The 21645-nt window shown below is 70.8% G+C and carries 19 protein-coding genes; 15 read left to right on the forward strand and 4 right to left on the reverse strand.

The features are described from left to right. Window positions 1-4 precede the first annotated feature (4 nt). The 13 genes from ACQEXA_RS16450 to ACQEXA_RS16510 are packed head-to-tail and all read left to right on the forward strand — an operon-like array spanning window position 5 to window position 14352. A complete protein-coding gene (locus tag ACQEXA_RS16450; protein ID WP_432933828.1) occupies window positions 5-1549 on the forward strand; it encodes a right-handed parallel beta-helix repeat-containing protein in 1545 nt (514 codons plus the stop codon). 1 nt (window position 1550) lies between these two features. Then, the gene (locus ACQEXA_RS16455; protein WP_433130445.1) at window positions 1551-2783 is read left to right on the forward strand and encodes an O-antigen ligase family protein; all 1233 of its coding nucleotides are present in this window, start codon (window positions 1551-1553) and stop codon (window positions 2781-2783) included. A gap of 2 nt (window positions 2784-2785) precedes the next feature. Further along, the gene (locus tag ACQEXA_RS16460) at window positions 2786-4030 is read left to right on the forward strand and encodes a glycosyltransferase (RefSeq protein ID WP_432933824.1); all 1245 of its coding nucleotides are present in this window, start codon (window positions 2786-2788) and stop codon (window positions 4028-4030) included. Then, window positions 4027-5262 (forward strand): class I SAM-dependent methyltransferase, encoded by a 1236-nt coding sequence (locus tag ACQEXA_RS16465; RefSeq protein ID WP_433130447.1) that lies wholly within the window; start codon window positions 4027-4029, stop codon window positions 5260-5262. The genes ACQEXA_RS16460 and ACQEXA_RS16465 overlap by 4 nt, the downstream gene beginning before the upstream one ends. Continuing rightward, window positions 5259-6062 (forward strand): glucose-1-phosphate cytidylyltransferase, encoded by an 804-nt coding sequence (locus ACQEXA_RS16470; protein ID WP_432923036.1) that lies wholly within the window; start codon window positions 5259-5261, stop codon window positions 6060-6062. The genes ACQEXA_RS16465 and ACQEXA_RS16470 overlap by 4 nt, the downstream gene beginning before the upstream one ends. Beyond that, window positions 6059-6706, forward strand: coding sequence for a PIG-L deacetylase family protein (locus ACQEXA_RS16475; protein ID WP_432923033.1), 648 nt, complete (start codon window positions 6059-6061; stop codon window positions 6704-6706). Before ACQEXA_RS16470 ends, ACQEXA_RS16475 begins: the two co-directional genes overlap by 4 nt. A gap of 3 nt (window positions 6707-6709) precedes the next feature. Further along, window positions 6710-7735, forward strand: a complete 1026-nt coding sequence (locus tag ACQEXA_RS16480) for an NAD-dependent epimerase/dehydratase family protein (RefSeq protein WP_433130449.1) — start codon at window positions 6710-6712, stop codon at window positions 7733-7735. After that, window positions 7723-9006, forward strand: coding sequence for a DUF4910 domain-containing protein (locus ACQEXA_RS16485; RefSeq protein WP_433130451.1), 1284 nt, complete (start codon window positions 7723-7725; stop codon window positions 9004-9006). Before ACQEXA_RS16480 ends, ACQEXA_RS16485 begins: the two co-directional genes overlap by 13 nt. Then, entirely contained in the window at window positions 9003-10310 is a 1308-nt protein-coding gene (locus tag ACQEXA_RS16490) for a hypothetical protein (protein WP_432933818.1), read from the forward strand. Before ACQEXA_RS16485 ends, ACQEXA_RS16490 begins: the two co-directional genes overlap by 4 nt. After that, entirely contained in the window at window positions 10307-11254 is a 948-nt protein-coding gene (locus ACQEXA_RS16495; RefSeq protein WP_432933816.1) for a glycosyltransferase family 2 protein, read from the forward strand. The genes ACQEXA_RS16490 and ACQEXA_RS16495 overlap by 4 nt, the downstream gene beginning before the upstream one ends. Continuing rightward, the gene (locus ACQEXA_RS16500; RefSeq protein WP_432933814.1) at window positions 11251-12462 is read left to right on the forward strand and encodes a polysaccharide pyruvyl transferase family protein; all 1212 of its coding nucleotides are present in this window, start codon (window positions 11251-11253) and stop codon (window positions 12460-12462) included. The genes ACQEXA_RS16495 and ACQEXA_RS16500 overlap by 4 nt, the downstream gene beginning before the upstream one ends. After that, window positions 12459-13010, forward strand: coding sequence for a dTDP-4-dehydrorhamnose 3,5-epimerase (gene rfbC / locus ACQEXA_RS16505; RefSeq protein ID WP_432933812.1), 552 nt, complete (start codon window positions 12459-12461; stop codon window positions 13008-13010). The genes ACQEXA_RS16500 and rfbC overlap by 4 nt, the downstream gene beginning before the upstream one ends. Further along, window positions 12997-14352, forward strand: a complete 1356-nt coding sequence (locus ACQEXA_RS16510) for a glutamate-1-semialdehyde 2,1-aminomutase (RefSeq protein ID WP_433130454.1) — start codon at window positions 12997-12999, stop codon at window positions 14350-14352. Before rfbC ends, ACQEXA_RS16510 begins: the two co-directional genes overlap by 14 nt. Window positions 14353-14374: 22 nt before the next feature. Here ACQEXA_RS16510 and ACQEXA_RS16515 read toward each other — a convergent pair whose 3' ends face one another. The 3 genes from ACQEXA_RS16515 to ACQEXA_RS16525 all read right to left on the reverse strand — a co-directional run bounded on the left by ACQEXA_RS16515 (window position 14375) and on the right by ACQEXA_RS16525 (window position 18986). Next, complete coding sequence (locus ACQEXA_RS16515; protein WP_432939630.1) at window positions 14375-15085, reverse strand: phosphatase PAP2 family protein; 711 nt, start codon at window positions 15083-15085, stop codon at window positions 14375-14377. Window positions 15086-15506: 421 nt separating this feature from the next. Then, window positions 15507-16826: a class I SAM-dependent RNA methyltransferase gene (locus tag ACQEXA_RS16520; protein WP_432933808.1), complete on the reverse strand. Its 1320-nt coding sequence runs from the start codon at window positions 16824-16826 to the stop codon at window positions 15507-15509. 108 nt (window positions 16827-16934) lie between these two features. After that, window positions 16935-18986 (reverse strand): APC family permease, encoded by a 2052-nt coding sequence (locus ACQEXA_RS16525; protein WP_432933806.1) that lies wholly within the window; start codon window positions 18984-18986, stop codon window positions 16935-16937. Between the two features lie 392 nt (window positions 18987-19378). On the opposite strand from ACQEXA_RS16525, the gene ACQEXA_RS16530 reads away from it, so the two are divergent. Both ACQEXA_RS16530 and ACQEXA_RS16535 read left to right on the forward strand, forming a co-directional pair. Continuing rightward, entirely contained in the window at window positions 19379-20050 is a 672-nt protein-coding gene (locus tag ACQEXA_RS16530) for a potassium channel family protein (protein WP_432939628.1), read from the forward strand. Continuing rightward, a complete protein-coding gene (locus ACQEXA_RS16535; RefSeq protein ID WP_359394627.1) occupies window positions 20050-20721 on the forward strand; it encodes a potassium channel family protein in 672 nt (223 codons plus the stop codon). Before ACQEXA_RS16530 ends, ACQEXA_RS16535 begins: the two co-directional genes overlap by 1 nt. Window positions 20722-20876: 155 nt before the next feature. Here ACQEXA_RS16535 and ACQEXA_RS16540 read toward each other — a convergent pair whose 3' ends face one another. Next, a complete protein-coding gene (locus tag ACQEXA_RS16540; protein WP_432933804.1) occupies window positions 20877-21644 on the reverse strand; it encodes a DUF3159 domain-containing protein in 768 nt (255 codons plus the stop codon). Window position 21645: the final 1 nt, after the last annotated feature.

The raw sequence follows: 21645 nt of genomic DNA on the forward strand, positions 1-21645 counted from the left end.
GCGCGTGGAGATCAAGAGGTGGCACTGGGCGTTGGTGGCGGCGGCGCTGGCGCTGGCCCTGGTGACGGCGACCGGCTGCGAGAGCACGTCGGACGCCCGCGCGAACCCGACCGCCACCGCCGTGCCGACCACGTCCGGAGCTCGGCCCACGGCCCTGGCCCGGGTGTGCGCCAACCCCGTGGCCGGGCCGGCGAAGGCGCCGGCAGGCGCGGTGACGGTCGACCCCGCGGTGGCCGGTGACCTGGCCGCGAAGACCAAGAACAGCCCCCCGCACACCACGTTCTGGCTTCGACCGGGCACGCACAGGCTCGAATCGGACCGCTACGCCCAGGTCATCCCCAAGGAGGGGGACGTCTACCTCGGCGCGCCAGGCGCGGTGCTCGACGGCCGGAAGACCAACCAGTACGCGTTCAGCGGCACCGCCCCCGACGTCACCATCCGCTACCTGACCGTGCAACATTTCGTGGCACCGTCGGACGAGGGCGTGGTCAACCATGACTCGGCCGACGGGTGGGTGATCGAGGACGCGACGATCCAGAACAACTCCGGTGCCGGGCTGATGGCCGGTGACCGCCAGCAGGTCCGCGCCAACTGCCTGCGCGACAACGGCCAATACGGCATGAACGCGTACAAGGCCACCGGCACCATCACCGGCCTGGTGGTCGAGGGCAACGAGATCACGGGCAACAACACCGGCGACTGGGAGCGGCGCAAGCCGGGCTGCGGCTGCACCGGAGGCGTCAAGTTCTGGGCAGTCAACGGCGCCGACATACGCGGCAACTGGGTGCACGACAACCGGGGAACGGGGTTGTGGGCGGACACCAACAACAACGACTTCCTCATCGAGGACAACGTGCTGGAGGCCAACGACGGTGCGGCGCTGATCTACGAGATCAGCTACAACGCGGTCATCCGGAACAACACGATCCGGCGGAACAACTGGGTCGAGGGCCGCAAGGCGGCCGACAGCGGCGACAGCTTCCCGTTCGCGACCATCTACCTGTCCGAGTCCGGCGGCGAACCACGGATCAAGGCCCGCACTAACAAGATCGAGATCTACCGGAACGTGCTGGAGGACAACTGGTCCGGGATCACCCTGTGGGAGAACGCCGACCGGTTCTGCAACAGCCCGGCCAACACCTCGTCCGGTGACTGCACGCTGCTGGTGAAGAAGACCGCCAGCTGCGCGAAGCCGGCGATTGCCACCGCACCGCTCTACGCCGACTGCCGGTGGAAGACCCAGCGGGTGGACATCCACGACAACCGCTTCGTGCTGGACAAGTCCGTCGTCAACTGCACGGCGAAGTGCGACCGCATGGCGGTGCTGTCCAACTACGGCACCTATCCGGACTGGTCGCCGTACAAGGGCGAGAAGGTCGCCGACGCGATCACCCAGAAGCAGGACAACCGCTGGCACGACAACGTCTACGTCGGACCGTGGAAGTTCGTCGCCCACGACCCGAGCCAGGTGCTCGACTTCGCGCAGTGGCAGGCCACGCCGTACCGGCAGGACGCGGGCAGCACCCTCCGCGCACGGGACGGTGGTTGAGATGAGCGGGGGTCACACACCGAAGATCGTCGGCACTGTCTGGGGGCTGCTGGTCCTCAACACGCTGGGCTCCGCCGGGGCGAAGACCATCGTCCCGCTGCCCCGCTCCCTCATCCAGATGGTCACCATGGGCGCGCTGGTCGCCGCGTTCGCGCTGGCGCTCACCGTCAATCTCCGGCTGCGCATCCGACCCAGTGCGTACGTGTTCCTGCTCACCCTGCTGCTGGTGTCGAGCGTGATCTCCAGCGTGCACCTGGAGTCCGGGTTCGGCGCGCTGTTCCGCTGCTTCCGGCTGGCTCTCTTCGTCGGCACGCTGTGGCTGCTCAGCCGCTGGTGGGACGGCGGTCTGACGTTCGTCCGGCACCACATCCGGATGTACTTCGCGGTGCTCGGGACGGTGGCCGCCGGCCTGGTCGTCTCACCGGGCGCGGCCATGCCCGATCTCTACGGCGGGCGGCTGGTCGGCGCGTTGTGGCCGCTCACCCCGCCGCAGATCGGACAGTACGCCGCGGTGATCATCGGACTCACCGTGCTGCTCGTCCTGGGCCGCCGGACCAACGGGACCAGCGCCGCGGTGGTCATCGTGCCGTCGTTCGTGCTGCTCGCGCTCACCCATACCCGGACGGCCACACTCGGCCTGTTCATCGGGCTGGCGTTGGCGATCGGTTCGCTCATCCTGACCAGTGCGGCCGCCCGCCGGTTCTTCACCTGGGCGGTGCTGTGCGGCGTGGTGGCCGCGGTGGGGTTCGCCTCCGCCCTGCAGACGTGGTTCCTGCGCGGACAGAGCAAGGAGAACTTCTCCAGCCTCACCGGCCGGGCCAAGGTCTGGGACGCCCTGCTGGCCGCCCCCCGGACGACTGGGGAGAAGTTCTTCGGCGTGGGCCTGGGCGACAAGTCGTTTGGCGGGCTGCCGATCGACAACAGCTGGCTGGCCGTCTACAACGAGCAGGGTCTGATCGGCGTCACCCTCGTCGCGGCGATCATCATCGTGTTGGGCGGCGTCGCGCTGCTGCGGCCACCGTCGCTGTCGAGGGCCTGCGCGATCTTCTTGATCAGCTACTGCGCGATCGCGTCGTACACCGAGGCCGGCCTCGGCGACGCCTCGCCGTATCTGCTGCATCTGGCCCTGGCCGCCTCGCTGCTGGCGGCACCTGCCCAGGCCGCACCCCTCGCGATGCCCGACGTTCCCCGCCAGCACACCCCGCGCTGGGCCCGGAAAGTGGAGGCGACCTGAGCATGCACATCCTCGTGGTGCACAACCGCTACGCCTCGGCGCAGCCGAGCGGGGAGAACAGGGTCGTCGACCAGGAGGTGGAGCTGCTGCGCGCGGCCGGCCACCGGGTCGAGATGTTCGAGCGGCGCAGCGACGACATCGCCGCCATGTCCCTCCTCGCCAAGGTCGCGGTGCCCCTGCGGGTGCCGTGGAACCCGGCGGTCCGCACGGAGCTCGCCGCCCGGCTTCGCACCGAGCGGCCGGACGTGGTGCACGTCCACAACGTCTTCCCGCTGCTGTCGCCCGCGGTGCTGGCCGCGTGCGCCGACGCCGGTGTGCCCGCCGTGGCCACGCTGCACAACTACACCCAGGTCTGCCCGCCCGGCACGCTGCAGCGGGACGGCCGGCCGTGCACCGAGTGCGTCGGGTCGGCGGCGCCGCTGCCCGCCGTCCGGCACGGCTGCTACCGCGGCTCCCGCCTCGCGACGGTGCCGCTCGCGGTCAGCCTGTCGGTCAACCGGCGGCGGTGGTGGTCCGGTGTGGAGCGGTTCTTCTGCATCTCCGCGGCGCAGCGCGACGTCCTGGTGCGGGCCGGCATGCCGGCCGAGCGGCTGGCGGTGAAGCACAACTTCGTGCCCGACCCGGGCACGTGCCGAGTAGGCGGGGGAGAGCATCTGCTCTATCTCGGCCGGCTCGCGGAAGCCAAGGGCGTGCGGCTGCTCATGGCCGCGTGGGACGAGATCGCGGCGAGCGGCGGGGTGGGCGTGCCGCTCGTGATCGCCGGCACGGGGCCGCTGGAGGCGGAGGTGACCGCCTGGGCGGCGGGCCGGGACGACGTGCGCTACGCCGGCCTGCTGGATACGGCGGAGTGCCGCAAGGTCATCGCGAGGTCGGTTGCCGTGGTGGCTCCCTCGACGTGGCTGGAGGCGTTCGGCCTGGTGGTCGTGGAGGCGATGGCGGCCGGGGTCCCGGCCGTCGCCGCCGGCCACGGCGCCTTCGTCGAGCTCGTCGAGGACGGGGTGACCGGGCTGCTGCACCGGCCGGGAGAGCCCGCCTCGCTCGCGTCCTGCATACGCCGGATCACGGCCGACCCGGACCGCAACCGGGAGATGGGCCGGGCGGCCCGGCTCCGTTATGAGCAGGGCTTCAGCCCGGCCGTCGGGCTGGAGCGCCTGGTGGAGGAGTACCGCACCGCGATCGCGGGTCGGTCAGCACAGACTCGCGCCGGGGACACCCGCGCGAGCAGGGGGGATGGGAACAGCAGATGACACGATGCCGACTCTGCGGCTCGGAAGCGATGGCGAGCGTCGTCGATCTTGGGGCGACGCCGCCGTGCGAGAGCTTTCTTGCCGCGGACCAACTGGATGAGCCGGAGCCGGCGTACCCGCTGCACCTGCGGGTGTGCACCGGCTGCTGGCTGGCGCAGATCCCGCCGCTGATCACGCCGGAGGAGACGTTCACGCAGTACGCGTACTTCTCCTCCTACTCGACCTCCTGGGTGGAGCACGCGCGCACATTCGTCACCGACGCCGTGGAGCGGCTGGGTCTCGGCACCGACGCCTTCGTGGTCGAGGTCGCGAGCAACGACGGGTACCTGCTGCGGCACGTGGTGGACCGCGGGATCCGCTGCCTTGGCATCGAGCCCTCGGTGAACGTCGGCGCCGCGGCACGCGAGGCGGGTGTGCCCACGCTCACGGAGTTCCTGGACCCGGCCACCGGCGCCGGCGTCCGCGCCGAGCACGGCCCGGCCGACCTGGTCGTGGCCAACAACGTGTACGCGCACATCCCCGACGTGGTCGGGTTCACCCAGGGGCTGCGCGCCCTGGTCGCCGACGACGGCTGGGTCTCCATCGAGGTGCAGCACCTACTGACCCTGATCGAGGAGAACCAGTACGACACGATCTACCACGAGCACTTCCAGTACTACACGGTCGCGTCCGCGATCCGGGCGCTGGCGAGCGGCGGACTCGCGCTGGTGGACGTCGAGCTGCTGCCCACGCACGGCGGCTCCATCCGGCTGTGGGCCCGGCCGGCCGAGGTGGCCGGCGAGCCGACCCGGCGGGTGGCCGACGTGCTGGACCGGGAGAAGGCCGCCGGGCTGCAGGAGCTGTCCGGGTACACCGAGTTCTCCGAGCGGGTGGCCAAGGTACGCCGGGACCTCCTCAAGTTCCTCATCGAGGCGGCCGAGCGCGGCGAGACGGTCGTCGGCTACGGCGCCCCGGGCAAGGGCAACACCCTGCTCAACCACTGCGGCATCCGGCCCGACCTGCTCACATACACGGTCGACCGCAACCCCTACAAGCACGGCAGGTTCACTCCGGGCACCCGCATCCCGATCCTGCCGCCCGAGCAGATCGCCGCCGACAGACCGGACTACGTGCTCGTCCTGCCGTGGAACCTGCGGGCCGAATTGGTCGAGCAGCTGTCCTTCGTGCACGACTGGGGCGGTCGTCTGGTCTTTCCCATCCCGGAACTGAGCATTGTCGAGGTCAAGCGATGAAGGTCGTTCTGTTCTGCGGTGGTTACGGGATGCGGATGCGCAACGGAGCTTCCGACGACGTGCCCAAGCCGATGGCGATGGTCGGCCCCCGTCCGCTGATCTGGCATGTCATGCGCTACTACGCGCACTTCGGGCACACGGAGTTCATCCTGTGTCTGGGGTACGGGGCCCACCACATCAAGGACTTCTTCCTCAACTACGAGGAGACGACGTCCAACGACTTCGTGCTGCGCAGCGGGCGCACCGAGCTGCTGTCCACCGACATCTCGGACTGGACGATCACGTTTGTGCAGACCGGCATCGAGTCGCCGATCGGGGAGCGGCTGCGCCGGGTGCGCCGCCACCTGGACGGCGACGAGATGTTCCTTGCCAACTACGCCGACGTCCTCACCGATGCCCCGCTGCCGGAGATGATCGACCGGTTCGCCCGGCGCGACGCGGGTGCGTCGATGATGGTGGTGCCGCCGCAGTCCTCGTTCCACTGTGTGGAGTTGGGCGAGGACGGCCTGGTGGGGGGCATCACCGCGGTGAGTGAACTGCCGCTGTGGGAGAACGGCGGCTACTTCGTGCTCCGCCAGGAGGTCTTCGACCACATCCCGGAGAACGGGGACCTGGTCGCTGACGGCTGCGCCCAACTGGCCAAGCGCGGGCGGCTGATCGCGTACCAGCACCGTGGCTTCTGGAAGCCGACCGACACCGTGAAGGAGCGGGCCGCGCTCGACGCCGCCTACACCCGGGGCGAGCGTCCCTGGGCCGTGTGGGAACAAGCCGGCGCGAACGCGGCGGTGAGGACCGCGTGATCCGGCTCGGGGCCGGGCGCCTGGACCGGATCGTCGCGGTGGGTGCGCACTGCGACGACATCGCCATCGGCGCCGGCGGCACGCTGCTGACGCTGTGCCTGGCGCGGCCGGGTGTCCGCGTCGACGTGCTGGTGCTCTCCGGCGGCGGCAGCGAGCGGGAGCAGGAGGAGCAGGCCGCGCTCGCCGCCTTCTGCCCGGGCGCCGACCTGCGACTGACCGTGCTCAAACTGCCGGACGGCCGCATGCCCGTGCACTGGGACGAGGCCAAGGCCGCCGTGGAGGAACTGCGTGGACAGACCGACCCGGATCTGATCCTGGCCCCGCGCACCGATGACGCGCACCAGGACCACCGCGGTCTGGCGAAGTTGATGACCACCGCGTTCCGCGACCACTTGGTGCTCGGCTACGAGATCGTCAAGTGGGACGGCGATCTCGGCCGTATGGCGGCGTATCAGCCGCTGTCGCCGGAGATCGCCGAGCGGAAGGTGCGGCTGCTGCAGGAGCACTACCCCTCGCAGCGGCGCCGGCCCTGGTACGACCGCGAGGCCTTCCTCGGGCTGGCGCGGATCCGCGGTATCGAATGCCACGCGCGCTACGCCGAGGCGTTCGCCGTCACCAAACTCACTCTCGACCTGGGGGAATGAACCTTGCGCGTACTGCTGACCGGGCACCAGGGCTATCTGGGCACCGTCATGGCCCCGGTCCTCGCGGCCGCCGGGCACGAGGTCGTCGGGCTGGACGCCGGCCTGTTCGCCGACTGCGTGCTGGGCCCGGCGCCCGCCGATCCGCCGGGGCGGCGGGTGGACCTGCGCGACGTCACGGCCGAACACGTGGCCGGGGTCGACGCCGTGATCCACCTGGCCGCCCTGTCCAACGACCCGCTGGGAGCACTGGCGCCGGACCTCACCTACGACATCAACCACCACGCGTCCGTGCGGCTGGCCCGGCTGGCCCGCGACGCCGGAGTACGGCGCTTCCTGTACGCCTCGACCTGCTCGGTCTACGGCGCCGCCGGCGGCGACGACCTGGTGGCCGAGGACGCCCCGCTGCGGCCGGTGACGCCGTACGCGGAGTCCAAGGTACGGGTGGAGGACGACCTGCACGCGCTGTCCGACGGCGACTTCAGCCCGGTGTACATGCGCAACGCCACCGCCTTCGGCTACTCACCCCGGCTGCGCGCCGACATCGTGCTGAACAACCTGGTGGGCCACGCGCTCCTGTCCGGCGAGGTGCTGGTGCTCTCCGACGGCACCCCCTGGCGCCCGCTGGTGCACGCCGCCGACATCGCACGGGCCTTCGCGGCCGCGCTGGTGGCGCCGCGGGAGGCGGTGCACGACCGGGCGTTCAACATCGGCAGCGAGATCAACAACGTCACGGTCGCCGAGATCGCCGAGCAGGTCGCCGAGGCGGTATCCGGCTCGCGGGTGGTGATCACCGGGGAGAACGGTGCCGATCCGCGGTCCTACCGGGTGGACTTCTCCCGGTTCCGGACCGCGGTGCCCGGCTTCGACTGCGAGTGGACGGTGAAGCAGGGCGCGCTCGAACTCGCCGACGCCTACCGTCAGCACGGGCTGACCCGGGAGGACTTCGAGCGACGCTTCACCCGGCTGGCCGTGCTGCGCGCGGCGTCCGACGCCGGCACGGTCGACGACACCCTGCGGTGGCGCCGATGACCACGGCCGGCGAAGAGATGTACGCGCTGGTGGAACGGTTGTACCCGCTGTGCCGGAGCATCACCGGCGACGGTGTGCGCGCCACCCTGGAGATCGTCGGCGAGTACGTTCCGCTCCAGGTGCACGAGGTGCCGACCGGGACTCAGGTGCTCGACTGGACGGTGCCCAAGGAGTGGAACATCCGGGACGCGTACATCGCCGACACCGCCGGCAAGCGGGTCGTCGACTTCGCCGCGTCCAGCCTGCACGTGCTCGGCTACAGCGTGCCGGTGTCGGCGACCATGCCGCTGGCCGAGCTTCGCGCGCACCTGCACACCCTGCCGGAGCACCCGGCCTGGGTGCCGTACCGCACCAGCTACTACAAGCCGGAATGGGGGTTCTGCCTGGCCCAGGAGACCTTGGACGCGCTGCCGGACGGCGAGTACGAGGTGTGCGTCGACTCCACACTCGCCGACGGGCACCTCACCTACGCCGAGTACGTGGTCCCCGGGCAGGTCGCCGACGAGGTGATCGTCTCCTGCCACGTCTGCCACCCGTCGCTGGCCAACGACAACCTGGCCGGCATCGCGGTGGCGACGTTCCTGGCCCGGGCCCTTGTCGAGCAGCCGACGTACTACACCTACCGGTTCCTGTTCGCGCCCGGCACCATCGGGGCGATCACCTGGCTGGCCCGCAACGCGGAACGGGTGGACCGGGTCAAGCACGGCCTCGTGCTGGCCTGCGCCGGCGACCCGGGCCGGCTGACGTACAAGCAGAGCAGACGCGGCGACGCCGAGATCGACCGCGTCATGCGGCACGTGCTGACCGCTTCCGAACGCCCGCACCAGACAGTCGAGTTCACCCCGTACGGCTACGACGAGCGGCAGTTCTGCTCGCCCGGGTTCAATCTCGGCGTGGGCTCGCTCACCCGGACCCCGTACGCCGGCTACCCCGAGTACCACACCTCGGCGGACAACCTGGACTTCGTCTCCCCGGAGGCGATGGCGGACACCCTCGCCGTCTGCCGCGAGGCGTTCGCCGTCCTCGACCGCAACCGTCAGTACGTCAACCTCAGCCCGTACGGCGAACCACAGCTGGGCCGACGCGGGTTGTACGACGCGCTCGGCGGCCGCAGCGACACCAAGCAGGCCCAGATGGCCATGCTCTGGGTGCTCAGCCTCTCCGACGGCGAGCACAGCCTGCTCGACGTCGCCGACCGGTCCGGGCTCCCGTTCGACACCGTCGCCGACGCGGCCGACGCCCTGCACGAGGCCGGGCTGATCAAGACATGACGCCGATGCCCGTCGAGGGGGAGAACGCGCAGACAACGGCGCCACCGGCCAGATCCGCCAAGCGGGCCCTGGTCGGCCGGATGTCCTGGGGACTGGCCGACCAGGCGGCCTCCAGCATCAGCAACTTCGCGGTGGGCATCTACGTGGCCCGCTCGCTGGGGGTAACCGCGTTCGGCGTGTTCAGCCTGGCCTGGGTGACCTACGGCGTGGTGCTCAACGTCTCCCGCGGGCTGGCCACCGATCCGCTCGTGGTGCGCTTCAGCGGTGTGCCGGAGGCGTCCTGGCGCGGGGCGGTGGCCCGGTCGACGGGTACCGCGCTCGGCGTGGGTACGGCCATCGGCGCGGCGTGTCTGGTGATCGGGCCGGCCCTCGGTGGCCGCGTGGGGCCCGCGTTCGTCTGCCTCGGCGTCGTGCTGCCGGGGCTGCTGCTGCAGGACGCCTGGCGGTTCTCGTTCTTCGCCGCCGGCACCGGGCGCAAGGCGTTCGTCAACGACGTCGTGTGGGGCGTCGCGCTCATCCCGGCCCTGGTCGTGGCTGCCCACGTGGGCAGCGTGGCCGCCTTCGTGCTCGCCTGGGGCGCGTCCGCCGCGGTGGCGGCGGGCTACGGCTGCCTCCAGTCCGGCATCCGGCCCCGGACGGCACAGGCGCGCGGTTGGCTTCGCGAGCAGCGTGATCTCGGCTACCGGTACCTGGTCGAGAACACCTGCCTCAGCGGCGCCAGCCAGCTGCGGGCGTACGGGCTCGGCGCGATCGTCGGCCTCGGCGCGGTGGGCGCGGTCCGGGGCGCCGAGCTGCTGCTCGGCCCGTTCCTCGCCGTGCTGATGGGGCTGTCGCTGGTCACCGTCCCGGAGGCGGCACGGGTGCTGCGGCAGGCCCCGCAGCAACTGGGCAGATTCTGCCTCCTGCTGGGCGGCGGGCAGGCCGCCGGCGCGCTGCTCTGGGGCGGCGCGCTGCTGCTGATGCCGGACCGGCTCGGCGAACTCCTGCTCGGCGACGTCTGGCACTCCGCCGCGCAGCTCATCGTGATGGTCACCCTCGGCGTCGCGGGCGCCGGCCTAGGCACCGGCGCGGCGGCCGGGCTGCGCGCGCTCGGCGCGGCCCGGCGCAGCCTGCGCTCCCAACTGTTCGCCTCCGCCTGCTACGTCGGCGGCGGGCTCGGGGGGGCGGCCCTCGCCGGCACGGTCGGCTCGGCCTGGGGCGTCGCCGCCGCGACCGTCAGCGGCTCAGCCGTGTGGTGGCTGCAACTGCGGTCCGCCCTGCGCGAGCGCCAAGACCACCCCATCCCCGAAGTGAGGACCTCATGACCGCCCAACCCAGGCTGACCATCGGCCTGCCCGTCTACAACGGCGAGGAGTACCTGGCCGAGTCGCTCGACGCCCTGCTCGGCCAAACCTACGAGGACTTCGAACTGGTCATCTCCGACAACGCCTCCGCCGACGGGACCCAGGACATCTGCCGCAAGTACGCCGCGCAGGACTCGCGCATCCGCTACCTCCGGCTGCCCCGGAACATCGGCGCCGCGCCGAACCACAACCGGGTGTTCGCCGAGTCCCGCGGCGAACTGTTCAAGTGGGCCTCGCACGACGACCTCTACGCCCGCGATCTGCTGCGGCGCTGCATCCAGGCGCTGGACGAGCGGCCGGACGTGATCCTCGCGCACACCGGCCAGGCGGTCATCGACGGCGACGGCCAGGTGAAGGTCCCCTACGAGTACACGCTCGCCACCGACTCGCCGCGCCCGCCGGAGCGCTTCCGCAGCATGCTGTTCGAGCCCGGCGGCGACGACTTCTACGGGGTGATCCGGGCCGACGCGCTGCGCCGGGTGAAGCCGATGGACAGTTACCACCACGCGGACCGCACGTTCGTCGCCGAGATCGCCCTGCACGGCCGCTTCCACCAGGTTCCGGAACTCCTGTACTTCCGCCGCGACCACCCCACCCGCGCCGAGCGGGCGAACCCCTCCAAGCGCTCCCGGTGCGTCAACCTGGACCCGCGCCGGGCAGGTCCGCTGCACCCGACGCCCCGGCTGCTCGCCGAGTACGTCTGGGGCTTCGCCTCGGCGATCCGCCGGGCGCCGCTGTCCCCGGCCGACCGGCGCGCCTGCTACCGCCACCTGGCCGCATGGATGACCAGCCGGGTCCGGCCGGGCGCCGGCGAGCGGGTCGAGGACCGCGCCCCGGTCGATCCGGCCAAGCTGACCGTCTCCGTCGACGCCCTTGTCGCCGGACGTGAGGGGAGGCAGCCGTGACCGCTGTCCGCATTGGGGTGTTCGGCCTGCTCGGCTCCGGCAACCTCGGCAACGACGGATCGCTGGAAGCCGTGCTCGGATACCTCCGCGCCGAGCATCCGGACGCGGTCGTGGACGCGCTGTGCGGCGGACCCGAGGCGGTGACGGCCAAGTTCGGGATCCCCGCGACGCGGCTGCACTGGAACCGCGCGGAGTACCGGACCGCGTCCCGTGCGGGCGCGATCGCGTCGAAGGGTCTGGGCAAACTCGTCGACGTCGTCCGCACCGCCGCCTGGGTGCGCCGGCACGACGTGGTGATCGTGCCCGGCATGGGCGTCCTGGAGGCCACGCTGCCGCTGCGGCCGTGGGGCTTCCCGTACTCGCTGTTCCTGCTCTGCGCGAGCGGACGGCTGCTGGGCACCCGGGTCGCGCTGGTCAGCGTCGGCGCCGCAGCGATCGGCAACCGCCCGACCCGGGCCCTGGTGCGCTGGTCGGCACGGCTGGCCGCATACCGGTCGTACCGGGACGCCCAGTCCCGCGACGCGATGCGCGCGATGGGCGTGGACACCGCGCGCGACGAGGTCTACCCCGACCTCGCGTTCTCCCTGCCGACACCACAAGTGAGCGCGCCCACCGGGACGCCGGGTCCCGTCTGCCTCGGAGTCATGGACTTCCACGGCGGCAACGACGACCGCGCCCGGGCCGAGGAGATCCACCGGCGCTACCTCGACGGGACGATCAAGTTCGTCCGCACGCTGGTCGAGGAGGGCAGGCCGGTCCGGCTGCTCACCGGCGACACATGCGACGAGTCGGTGGTCGCCGCGATCCTCGACGCGGTCGACTCACCGCTGGTCACCGCCGCCGAACCGGCCTCACTGGCCGACCTGATGAACGAGATGGCGGCCGCCGACACCGTGGTGGCCGTCCGCTACCACAACCTGATCTGCGCGCTGAAGACCGGAACGCCCGTGCTTGCCCTCTGCTACGCGGCGAAGAGCGACGCGCTCATGGACCGGATGGGCCTCGGCGCGTACTGCCACCCGGCTCGCGAGGTCGACGCGGACCGGCTCCTCGAACAGTTCCGGGACCTGGAGAAGCGATCGGCGGAGCTGCGGCAGACCCTCACCGAGCGAAACCGGGTCGCCGCACAGCAACTCGCCCAGCAGTTCACGGCCTTGACCACGACTCTGTTCCCGGCAAACGCCCACGCCCCGCGGGAGTCTCCATGAAAGCGACCGAAGTCCCGGCGATCGCCGGCGCATACCTGTTCGAGCCGACGCCGCATGCCGACGAGCGCGGCTTCTTCTGCCGCACCTTCGACGCCGACGTGGTCCGCTCGGTGGGCCTCGACCCGGACGCCTTCGTTCAGGACAGCGTGTCCCGTTCGGTCCTGGGCGTGCTGCGCGGCCTGCACCTGCGCTCCGGCGCCGGCGAGGCCAAGCTGGTGCGGTGCTCGTACGGGAGGATCTACGACGTCGTCGTGGACCTGCGCCCGGAGTCGCCGACCTACCGGAACTGGGTCTTCTTCGAGCTGTCCGGCGAGGCGCAGGTGACCGTGTACATCCCGGCGGGGTGCGCGCACGGCTTCCAGGCTCTGACCGAAACGGCCGACGTCTCGTACCGGATCGACCGCCCGCACGACCCGGCCGAGGACGTGACGATCGCCTTCGACGACCCGGAGCTCGCCATTCCCTGGCCGCTGCCGGTCACATCGATGTCCCAACGGGACCGGGAGGCGCCGAGCCTCGCCGAGGTCCTGAAGCATGAAGAGAGTTGAGGTTGGCGTGGACACCGAAGACACCGGAGAGCTCTTCCTGCCCCGGTCGCGGAGGGCGAACGAGCGGCTGCACGCCATGATCCCCGGGGGCGCGCACACCTACGCCAAGGGCGACGACCAGTACCCCGACAACCTGGCCCCGGTCATCAGCCACGGCAAGGGTGCCCACGTGTGGGACATCGACGGCAACCGCTACATCGAGTACGGGTCCGGCCTGCGGTCGGTCAGCCTCGGCCACGCCCACCCACGCGTGATCGAGGCGGTGCGGCGGGAACTCGACCGCGGCAGCAACTTCGTGCGGCCGTCCATCGTGGAGGTCGAAGCCGCCGAACGCTTCCTGGCCACGGTGCCGACCGCCGAGATGGTGAAGTTCGCGAAGAACGGCTCCGACGCCACCACCGCCGCGGTGCGCCTCGCCCGCGCCGCCACCGGGCGCCCGCGGGTGGCGATCTGCGCCGACCACCCGTTCTTCTCCGTCGACGACTGGTTCATCGGCACCACGCCGATGTCCGCCGGCATTCCGGCGGCGACCAACGAGCTCACCGTGTCCTTCCCTTACGGGGACCTGGCCGCCACGGAGGAGCTGCTCACCCGGTACCAGGACGAGGTCGCCTGCCTGATCCTCGAACCCGCCTCGCACACCGAGCCCCCGCCCGGCTACCTCGCCGGCCTGCGCGAGCTGGCCGACCGGCACGGCTGCGTACTGATCTTCGATGAGATGATCACCGGCTTCCGCTGGTCCGAGGCGGGCGCCCAGGGCCTGTACGGCGTCGTCCCCGACCTTTCCACCTTCGGCAAGGCGCTGGGCAACGGATTCGCCGTCTCCGCGCTGGCCGGACGCCGCGATCTGATGGAACGGGGCGGACTACGTCACTCCGGCGACCGGGTGTTCCTGCTGTCCACCACCCACGGTGCGGAAACGCACTCCCTGGCCGCCGCGATGGCCGTGCTCACCACCTACGTCGAAGAGGGCGTCACCGCACGACTGCACGCCCTCGGCGAGCGGTTGGCCGCCGGTGTCCGCGACGCCGCGGCCAGCACGGGCGTCGGCGACCACCTCGTCGTCCGGGGCCGGGCCAGCAACCTGGTCTTCGCCACCCTCGACGAGAACGGGCAGCCGTCGCAGCAGTACCGCACCCTGTTCCTGCGCCGGCTCCTCGCGGGCGGGGTGCTGGCCCCGTCGTTCGTGGTGAGCAGCGCGCTCGACGACGCCGACATCGATCACACCGTCGAGGTGGTGGCCCAGGCGTGCGCGGTGTACCGGAAGGCACTGGACGCCGCCGACCCCACCCCCTGGCTGGCCGGACGACCGGTCAAGCCCGTATTCCGCCGCTTGGCGTGACATGACGTGACGTGACGTGACGTCAGCGACGCTCCGGCCGACCGGCCTCGGCCGTCCGGTCGACCAGCAAGTCAGCCGTCCGGTCGACCAGCCACGCGGTCGCCGGTATCACCGCCAGCGCGGTACACAAACCGCCGAGGGCGTCGGTCGGGTAGTGCGCGCCCAGGACGACCTCCGCCCAGCCCATGGCGGCACCGGCAACCAGCGCCGAGGCAAGCACGAGTGACATGCCGGCCGTCCTGCCGAGGCCGAGCCGGCCGGTCACGAGCAGCGCCACCACGAGGGCGAGCGCGGTGAGAAAGGCGGTGTGCCCGCTCGGGTAGGACAGGTGCCCGTCGTGGATGGTGCGTCCCACCAGGGACTTGAGCAGCGTCGTCGTCCCCACGGCCAGGCCGACGCCGGCAACGGTGAGCACCGCGGCGCGAGGACGCCGAAGCAGCAGACAGCCCGACACGGTGGCCACGACCAGCATCACCGATCCCACGGGCTCCCCCAAGAAGTCCAGGGTCTGAGCGACGTACCACCACGGCGGCCCCACCCCGTCCACCGCCGCCAAGATCCGCCCGTCCACCATGCCGGGCTTGCTGTCGTCCGCATACAGGACCCCGAGCACGACGACCACCAGCGCGGCGAGAGCCGCGATCGGCCCGAGCCACCCGCGCAGCGACGGGGGCAGCACCGCGGGCGCCGACCGCCCACCGCGTCCGGTCGGCCTGTGGTGCTGTGCCGTGATCGGTAGAGGGTGTTCCGGATCGCCCCCGAGAACTGCCCGCTGCCGCCCGCCGACATGGGTCTTCGGCTTCTGCAGGTGCCAACTCCTCACCAACGAGCCCCCTGTCGTGTCTGACTTGGCCCGCGCGGGAGCCATCAGCCCGTGAACCCCGAACCTCCCAGACTGTCCATCACCCTGCCAAGAGCATTCGAAAAGTCCCTATTCCGGACCCTAACCAACAATACGGTCGCGGCACACCGCCGTCGGAACGTCCGCGGGTCAACACTCCGCCAATTTCGGTTGCTGGGCTCGCCCGCGCTCGCGCACCCGTCCCTCTATAACTGACGGGCGCTCAGAACGAGCGACATCCGTGCGCCGAGTGGCCCAGTGACGCCGGCACGCAGCCCGCTACCGAACCACCGGAAACCGCAGGTCAGACGGCCTACCGGACCGGCTCGAGAATGGCGACGCACTCCACGTGATGCGTCATCGGGAAAAGGTCGAACGCCCTGAGCGTCCGCACCTGGTACCCGCCTTCCCGGAAATACGCCAAGTCCCGTGCCAGCGCGGCCGGATCGCATGCCACGTAGGCGATCCGGCGCGCGCCCAGGGTCGACAGATGGGCGACCGTGCCGCGGCCCGCGCCGGTGCGCGGCGGGTCCAGGACGATCAGGTCGACCTCCGTGATGCCGGTGCGCGGCAGAACCGACTCGACCTTGCCCTGTTCGATCCGGACGCGGTCGAAGTCCGCCAGGTTGTGCCGGGCGTCCTCCACCGCGCGCTTGCCGGACTCGATGCCGAGCACCGCGCCCTTGTCGCCCAGCCGGTCGGCGAGCGCGCCCGCGAAGAGGCCGACGCCGCAGTACAGGTCCAGCGCCATCTCGCCCTTGCGGGGCAGCAGCCCCTGCATCACGGCCGTCACCAGCGTGTCCGCCGCCTTCGGGTGGACCTGCCAGAAACCGCCGCCGCCCACACGGTGCGTACGGCCGTCGGCACGTTCGCGGACGAAGGGCCGGCCGTGGACACGGTGGACGCCACCCGTCTTCTCGTCGACCCGCAGGACCGACACCGGCCGGTCCAGCTCCACCAGCGGCAGTCGTGCGCCCGGCTTCGGCGTGAGGATCACCTGGCGGTCCTGCGAGCCCGTCGCGGCGATCGCCTCGACCGAGTCCATGCCCGTCCAGTCCCGCTTCTCGATGCCCAGCTCGCTGACGCCCTCGGCGGCGATCATGCAGTGGTCGACCGGTTCCACCTCGTGCGAGCGGTGCCTGCGCAGGCCCGCCTTTCCGGAGGGGTCCACCGCGTACTGCACCCGGGTGCGCCACTGCGGCACCTCGCCCGCCGGAACCTTGTCGCCCTCGGCCGGCACCACCGTGCCGTCCCAGCCCGCCTCCTCGGGAGTGAGGCCCGCGAGCCGCTGCAGCTGCTCGGCGATCACCTCGCCCTTGAGGCGACGCTGCGCTCCCGGCTTGGCGTGCTGCCAGTCGCAGCCGCCGCAGCGGCCGGGACCCGCGTACGGGCAGGGTGCCTCGATGCGGTCCTTGGAGGCTTCCAGCACGCGCACCGCGTCCGCGCGCAGGAAGCGGGCGCCCTCCTCGCCCTCCGTCACCCGCGCCACGACTCGCTCGCCGGGCAGCGTGTGCCGGACGAAGAGGACCTGGCCGGCCTCCGTACGGGCGATGCAGTGGCCACCGTGGGCGACGGGGCCGATCTCGACCTCGTACTCCTCCCCCACCAGCGATTTCTTCGGTTCTGCCTGCATGGCGGGACGACTCCAGATACGAGAGGGGGGACGACTGCGAAACCGGCACGGCCGGACGACAGCCCACCAGTCTACGTGGGTGCGACCCGGCCGTTCACCACAGCGGCCTCAGCCCTGCGAAGACGACGTCTCCCTGGCCCGTTCCTCCGCCGGGCCCCGGCGCACCGCACCCGGAGCGTTCCAGTCCTGCCGCTTGCGGGCCCTGAGCTTCGCGGCCTCCGAGGACTGCAGCTGATACGGGACCGAGGTCACCATGACGCCCGGTGTGAACAGCAGCCGGCCCTTGAGCCGCAGCGCGCTCTGGTTGTGCAGCAGGTGTTCGTACCAGCGGCCCACCACGTACTCGGGGATGATCACGGACACGGCGTCGCGCGGGGACTCGCGGCGCAGGCTCTTCACGTACTCGATCACCGGGCGGGTGATCTCGCGGTAGGGCGAGTCCAGGATCTTCAGCGGCACATCGATGGCACGCCGCTCCCACTCGTCCTTCAGCGCCTTGGTCTCCGCGGGGTCGACGTTGACGCTGAGCGCCTCCAGGGTGTCCGTGCGCAGCAGTTTGGCGTAGGCGAGGGCGCGCAGCGTGGGCCGGTGGATCTTGGAGATGAGCACCACCGAGTGGACCCGCGACGGGCGGACGCTGTCGTCGCTGGGGCCCTCGGGGGCCACGAGCTCCTCGGCGACGCTGTCGTAGTGCCTGCGGATCGCGGTCATCGTCGCGTAGAAGATGCACATGCCGAGCAGGGCGACCCAGGCGCCGTGCGTGAACTTCGTGACGAGGACGACGACCAGGACCAGGCCGGTGAAGAAGGCGCCGAAGGTGTTGATGGCGCGGGAGCGCAGCATGTGACGGCGCTTGACCGGGTCCCGCTCGACGGCCAGGTGACGGTTCCAGTGCCTGACCATGCCGGTCTGGCTGAGCGTGAACGAGACGAACACGCCGACGATGTACAGCTGGATCAGCCGGGTCGAGTCCGCGCCGTAGATGAAGATCAGCAGGCTGGCCGCGCCGGCGAGCAGCACGATGCCGTTGGAGAAGGCGAGGCGGTCGCCGCGGGTGTGCAGCTGGCGCGGCAGATAACGGTCCTGGGCAAGGATGGACCCGAGCAGCGGGAAGCCGTTGTACGCGGTGTTCGCGGCGAGGAACAGCACCAGCGCGGTCGCCGCCGCGAGCACGATGAACAGGAAGCTGCCCTTGCCGAAGACGGCCTCGGCGACCTGCGAGATCACCGGGTTCTGCACATAGCCGGAGCCCAGTGCCACACCGTGGTGGAGCAGGTCTGCGGCGGGGTTCTCCGCCATGCGGACCTTGGTGGTCATGGCCAGCGCGATGATGCCGCAGAACATGGTGACGGCGAGCAGGCCCATCATCGCCAGCGTGGTCGCCGCGTTCCTCGACTTGGGCTTGCGGAAGGCCGGGACGCCGTTGGAGATCGCCTCGACACCGGTGAGCGCCGCGCAGCCGGAGGAGAAGGCGCGCAGCAGCAGGAAGACCATCGCGAAGCCGGCCAGGCCCTGGTGCTCGGCCCTGATCTCGTACGAGGCCGTGGGCGCCCGCATGGTGTCGCCGAGCACCAGCCCGCGGAACGCGCCCCACACGATCATGATGAAGACGCCCGCGACGAAGACGTACGTCGGAATGGCGAACAGCGTGCCGGACTCCTTGACCCCGCGCAGGTTCATCAGCGTGAGGAGCACGACCACGGCGACCGCGCAGAGCACTTTGTGTTCGACGACGAACGGGATCGCGGAGCCCAGGTTCTCGATGCCCGAGGAGATCGACACGGCGACCGTGAGCACATAGTCGACGAGCAGCGCGCTGGCGACGGTGAGGCCGGCCTTGGGGCCGAGGTTGGTGGTCGCCACCTCGTAGTCGCCGCCACCGCTCGGGTAGGCGTGCACGTTCTGCCGGTAGGAGGCGACCACGGTGAACATCAGCACGACGACCGCGACCGCGATCCAAGGGCTGAAGTGGTAGGCCGACGCGCCCGCGATGGACAGGACCAGCAGCACCTCTCCGGGCGCGTAGGCCACGGAGGACAGGGGGTCGGAGGCGAAGACGGGGAGGGCGATGCGCTTGGGCAGCAGCGTTTCCCCGAGCCGGTCACTGCGCAGGGCGCGCCCGATGAGGAGGCGTTTGGGCACGTCGGTCAGTTTGGACACAACAGAGGATCGTAAGGGCTCGTACCGGGAGCCCTCCACCCGCTGATGGAGATCTGCCTCACGAGTGCGATCTCACAGCGGCCGGGCTGCGGTTTCCGCAGGTGACCGGTCGCGCACGGGTTGACGGCGAACTCCCGTCCGCTGCCGCCGCCGCACACTTCTGCGCACACGACCGTGGAACGACCCGGCACCGCGGCGGCACTCGCCGGCGCCGGATTCCTGACTCTTCCCCGGTGCTCGCGGCACCGACTCCCGCACAGCACACAAAGCGGTCCGGCGCGTGTCACAGGGGTGCCCCGGGCAGACCGCGCATGTGTAGCTTGGTCGGCGGTCTGAGACCCTGTCTTTGGCGTTTCGACTGAGCCGTGACCATTGACATCGGAAGGACGGTCGTGCACATCGTCATCATGGGCTGCGGAAGAGTGGGATCCGCTCTTGCCCAGACCCTGGAGCAACAGGGGCACACGGTCGCCGTGATCGACCAGGACCCCACCGCCTTCCGACGACTGGGCTCCGGGTTCGGCGGCCGTCGTGTCACCGGAGTCGGCTTCGACCAGGACACCCTGCGCGAGGCGGGCATCGAGGAGGCCGGCGCCTTCGCCGCCGTCTCCAGCGGCGACAACTCGAACATCATCGCCGCGCGCGTGGCACGCGAGATGTTCGGCATCGAGAACGTCGCGGCCCGTATCTACGACCCCCGCCGCGCCGAGGTCTACCAGCGGCTCGGCATTCCGACCGTCGCCACGGTCCGCTGGACCGCGGACCAGATGCTGCGCCGGCTGCTGCCGTCGGGCGCCGAGCCGCTGTGGCGGGACCCCACCGGCGGTGTCCAGCTCGCCGAGGTGCACGCCTCGCCGAAATGGGTCGGCCACAAGATCAGCAAGCTGCAGGAGGAGACGGGCGTCCGCGTGGCGTTCCTCACCAGGCTGGGCGAGACGATGCTGCCGACGTCCCAGACGGTGCTGCAGGAAGGCGACCTGGTGCACGTGATGATGCGGACGGACGACGTCGAGAAGGTCGAGGCGTCGTTCGCCGAGGGCCCTGAGAGGGAGGGCGGTCACTGATGAGGGTCGCCATTGCCGGTGCCGGTGCCGTGGGCCGTTCGATCGCGGGCGAGCTCCTGGAGAACGGGCACGAGGTCCTGCTGATCGACAAGGCGCCGACCGCGATCTCGGTGGAGCGCGTGCCCCAGGCGGAGTGGCTGCTGGCCGACGCCTGCGAGATCACGTCCCTGGACGAGGCGGCGCTGCAGCGATGCAACGTGGTGATCGCCGCGACGGGCGACGACAAGGTGAACCTGGTCGTCTCCCTGCTGGCCAAGACGGAGTACGGCGTCCCGCGCGTCGTCGCCCGGGTGAACAACCCCAAGAACGAGTGGCTGTTCAACGAGGCATGGGGCGTCGACGTGGCGGTCTCCACGCCGCGTCTGATGTCGGCGCTGGTCGAGGAGGCGGTGAGCGTCGGCGACCTGGTCCGGCTGCTCCGCTTCAGCCACGGCGACGCCAACCTGGTCGAGCTCACGCTGCCCCCGGAGTCGGCCCTGGCCGGCACGCAGGTCGGCGACGTGCAGTGGCCGGAGGACACGTCCCTGGTGACGATCATCCGCGGTACCCGGGTCCTGACCCCGTCGCGGGAGGACTCGCTCGAAGCGGGCGACGAGCTGCTGTTCGTGGCGGCCCAGGCCCGTGAGGAGCAGCTGGAGGAGCTGCTCTCGGTGCGGCGCGAGGACGCCTAGTCCGGATCGCGGTCGACGCGGGGCCCCGGACACGTCCGGGGCCCCGCGTCACTCCGTCGTCCGGCGTTCGAGAGGGAAACCGTTCAGGGCGAAGGAGCCCCGGGGGCGCGGCCACCGGCTGCGGGGCGACGCAAGCGGGAGTCCGGCGACAGAGCTCAGGACTGCCGGCGATGCCGGCCCGCGGAGGCCTCGTGCTCCCCCACCGCGGCCGTCCGTTCCTTCTCGGCCTTCTCGGCCTTCTCGGCCTTCTCCTCCGCCTCCATCTCCGCGAAGACGTCGATCGGCGGCGGTGCCTTCGCCAGGAACACCCAGGTGAGCCAGACGGCGAGCAGGAACGGCGGGATCTTCAGTGTGACCAGCACCCAGCCGAGCTGGGCGGTGTTGGCCCACCAGTACAGGGGGAAGAGGATCGCGCACTTGGCGAGCAGGATCAGTCCCCAGGCCCAGCTGGACTTGGCGTACGCCTTCTTGCGTCCCGGGTTGCGGGTGCGCCAGGAGAGGTTCTCCTTGAAGACCGGGCCGAGGATCAGGCCGATCAGAGGGACCCCGGCGAGCGTGGTGATGATGTAGGCGAGGGCCAGGCCGAGGGTGTAGAGCATGCCCGGCAGATAGAAGTCCTTGGCGTTGCCGGTCATCATCGCGAAGACCACGCCGAACGCCACACCGAACACACCGCTGAAGGCGTGCTTGACGGTGTCCCTTCTGACGAGGCGTACCACCACCAGCAGCAGCGACACCGCGAGCGCGGCGATCGCCGACAGATGCAGGTCCTTGTTGATCGTGAAGATGGTGACGAACAGGAGGCCCGGCACCACGGTCTCGACCATGCCGCGGACCCCGCCGAACGCCTCGAAGAGCGCGGCCTCCGTCACCGCCCGCGAATCGTGCTGGGCGTCTTCGGTCGGCTTCTCGAGTGACGTCACC

Origin of the sequence: Streptomyces sp. CA-106110 (assembly GCF_050936285.1) — a bacterium.
Lineage (GTDB): Bacteria > Actinomycetota > Actinomycetes > Streptomycetales > Streptomycetaceae > Streptomyces.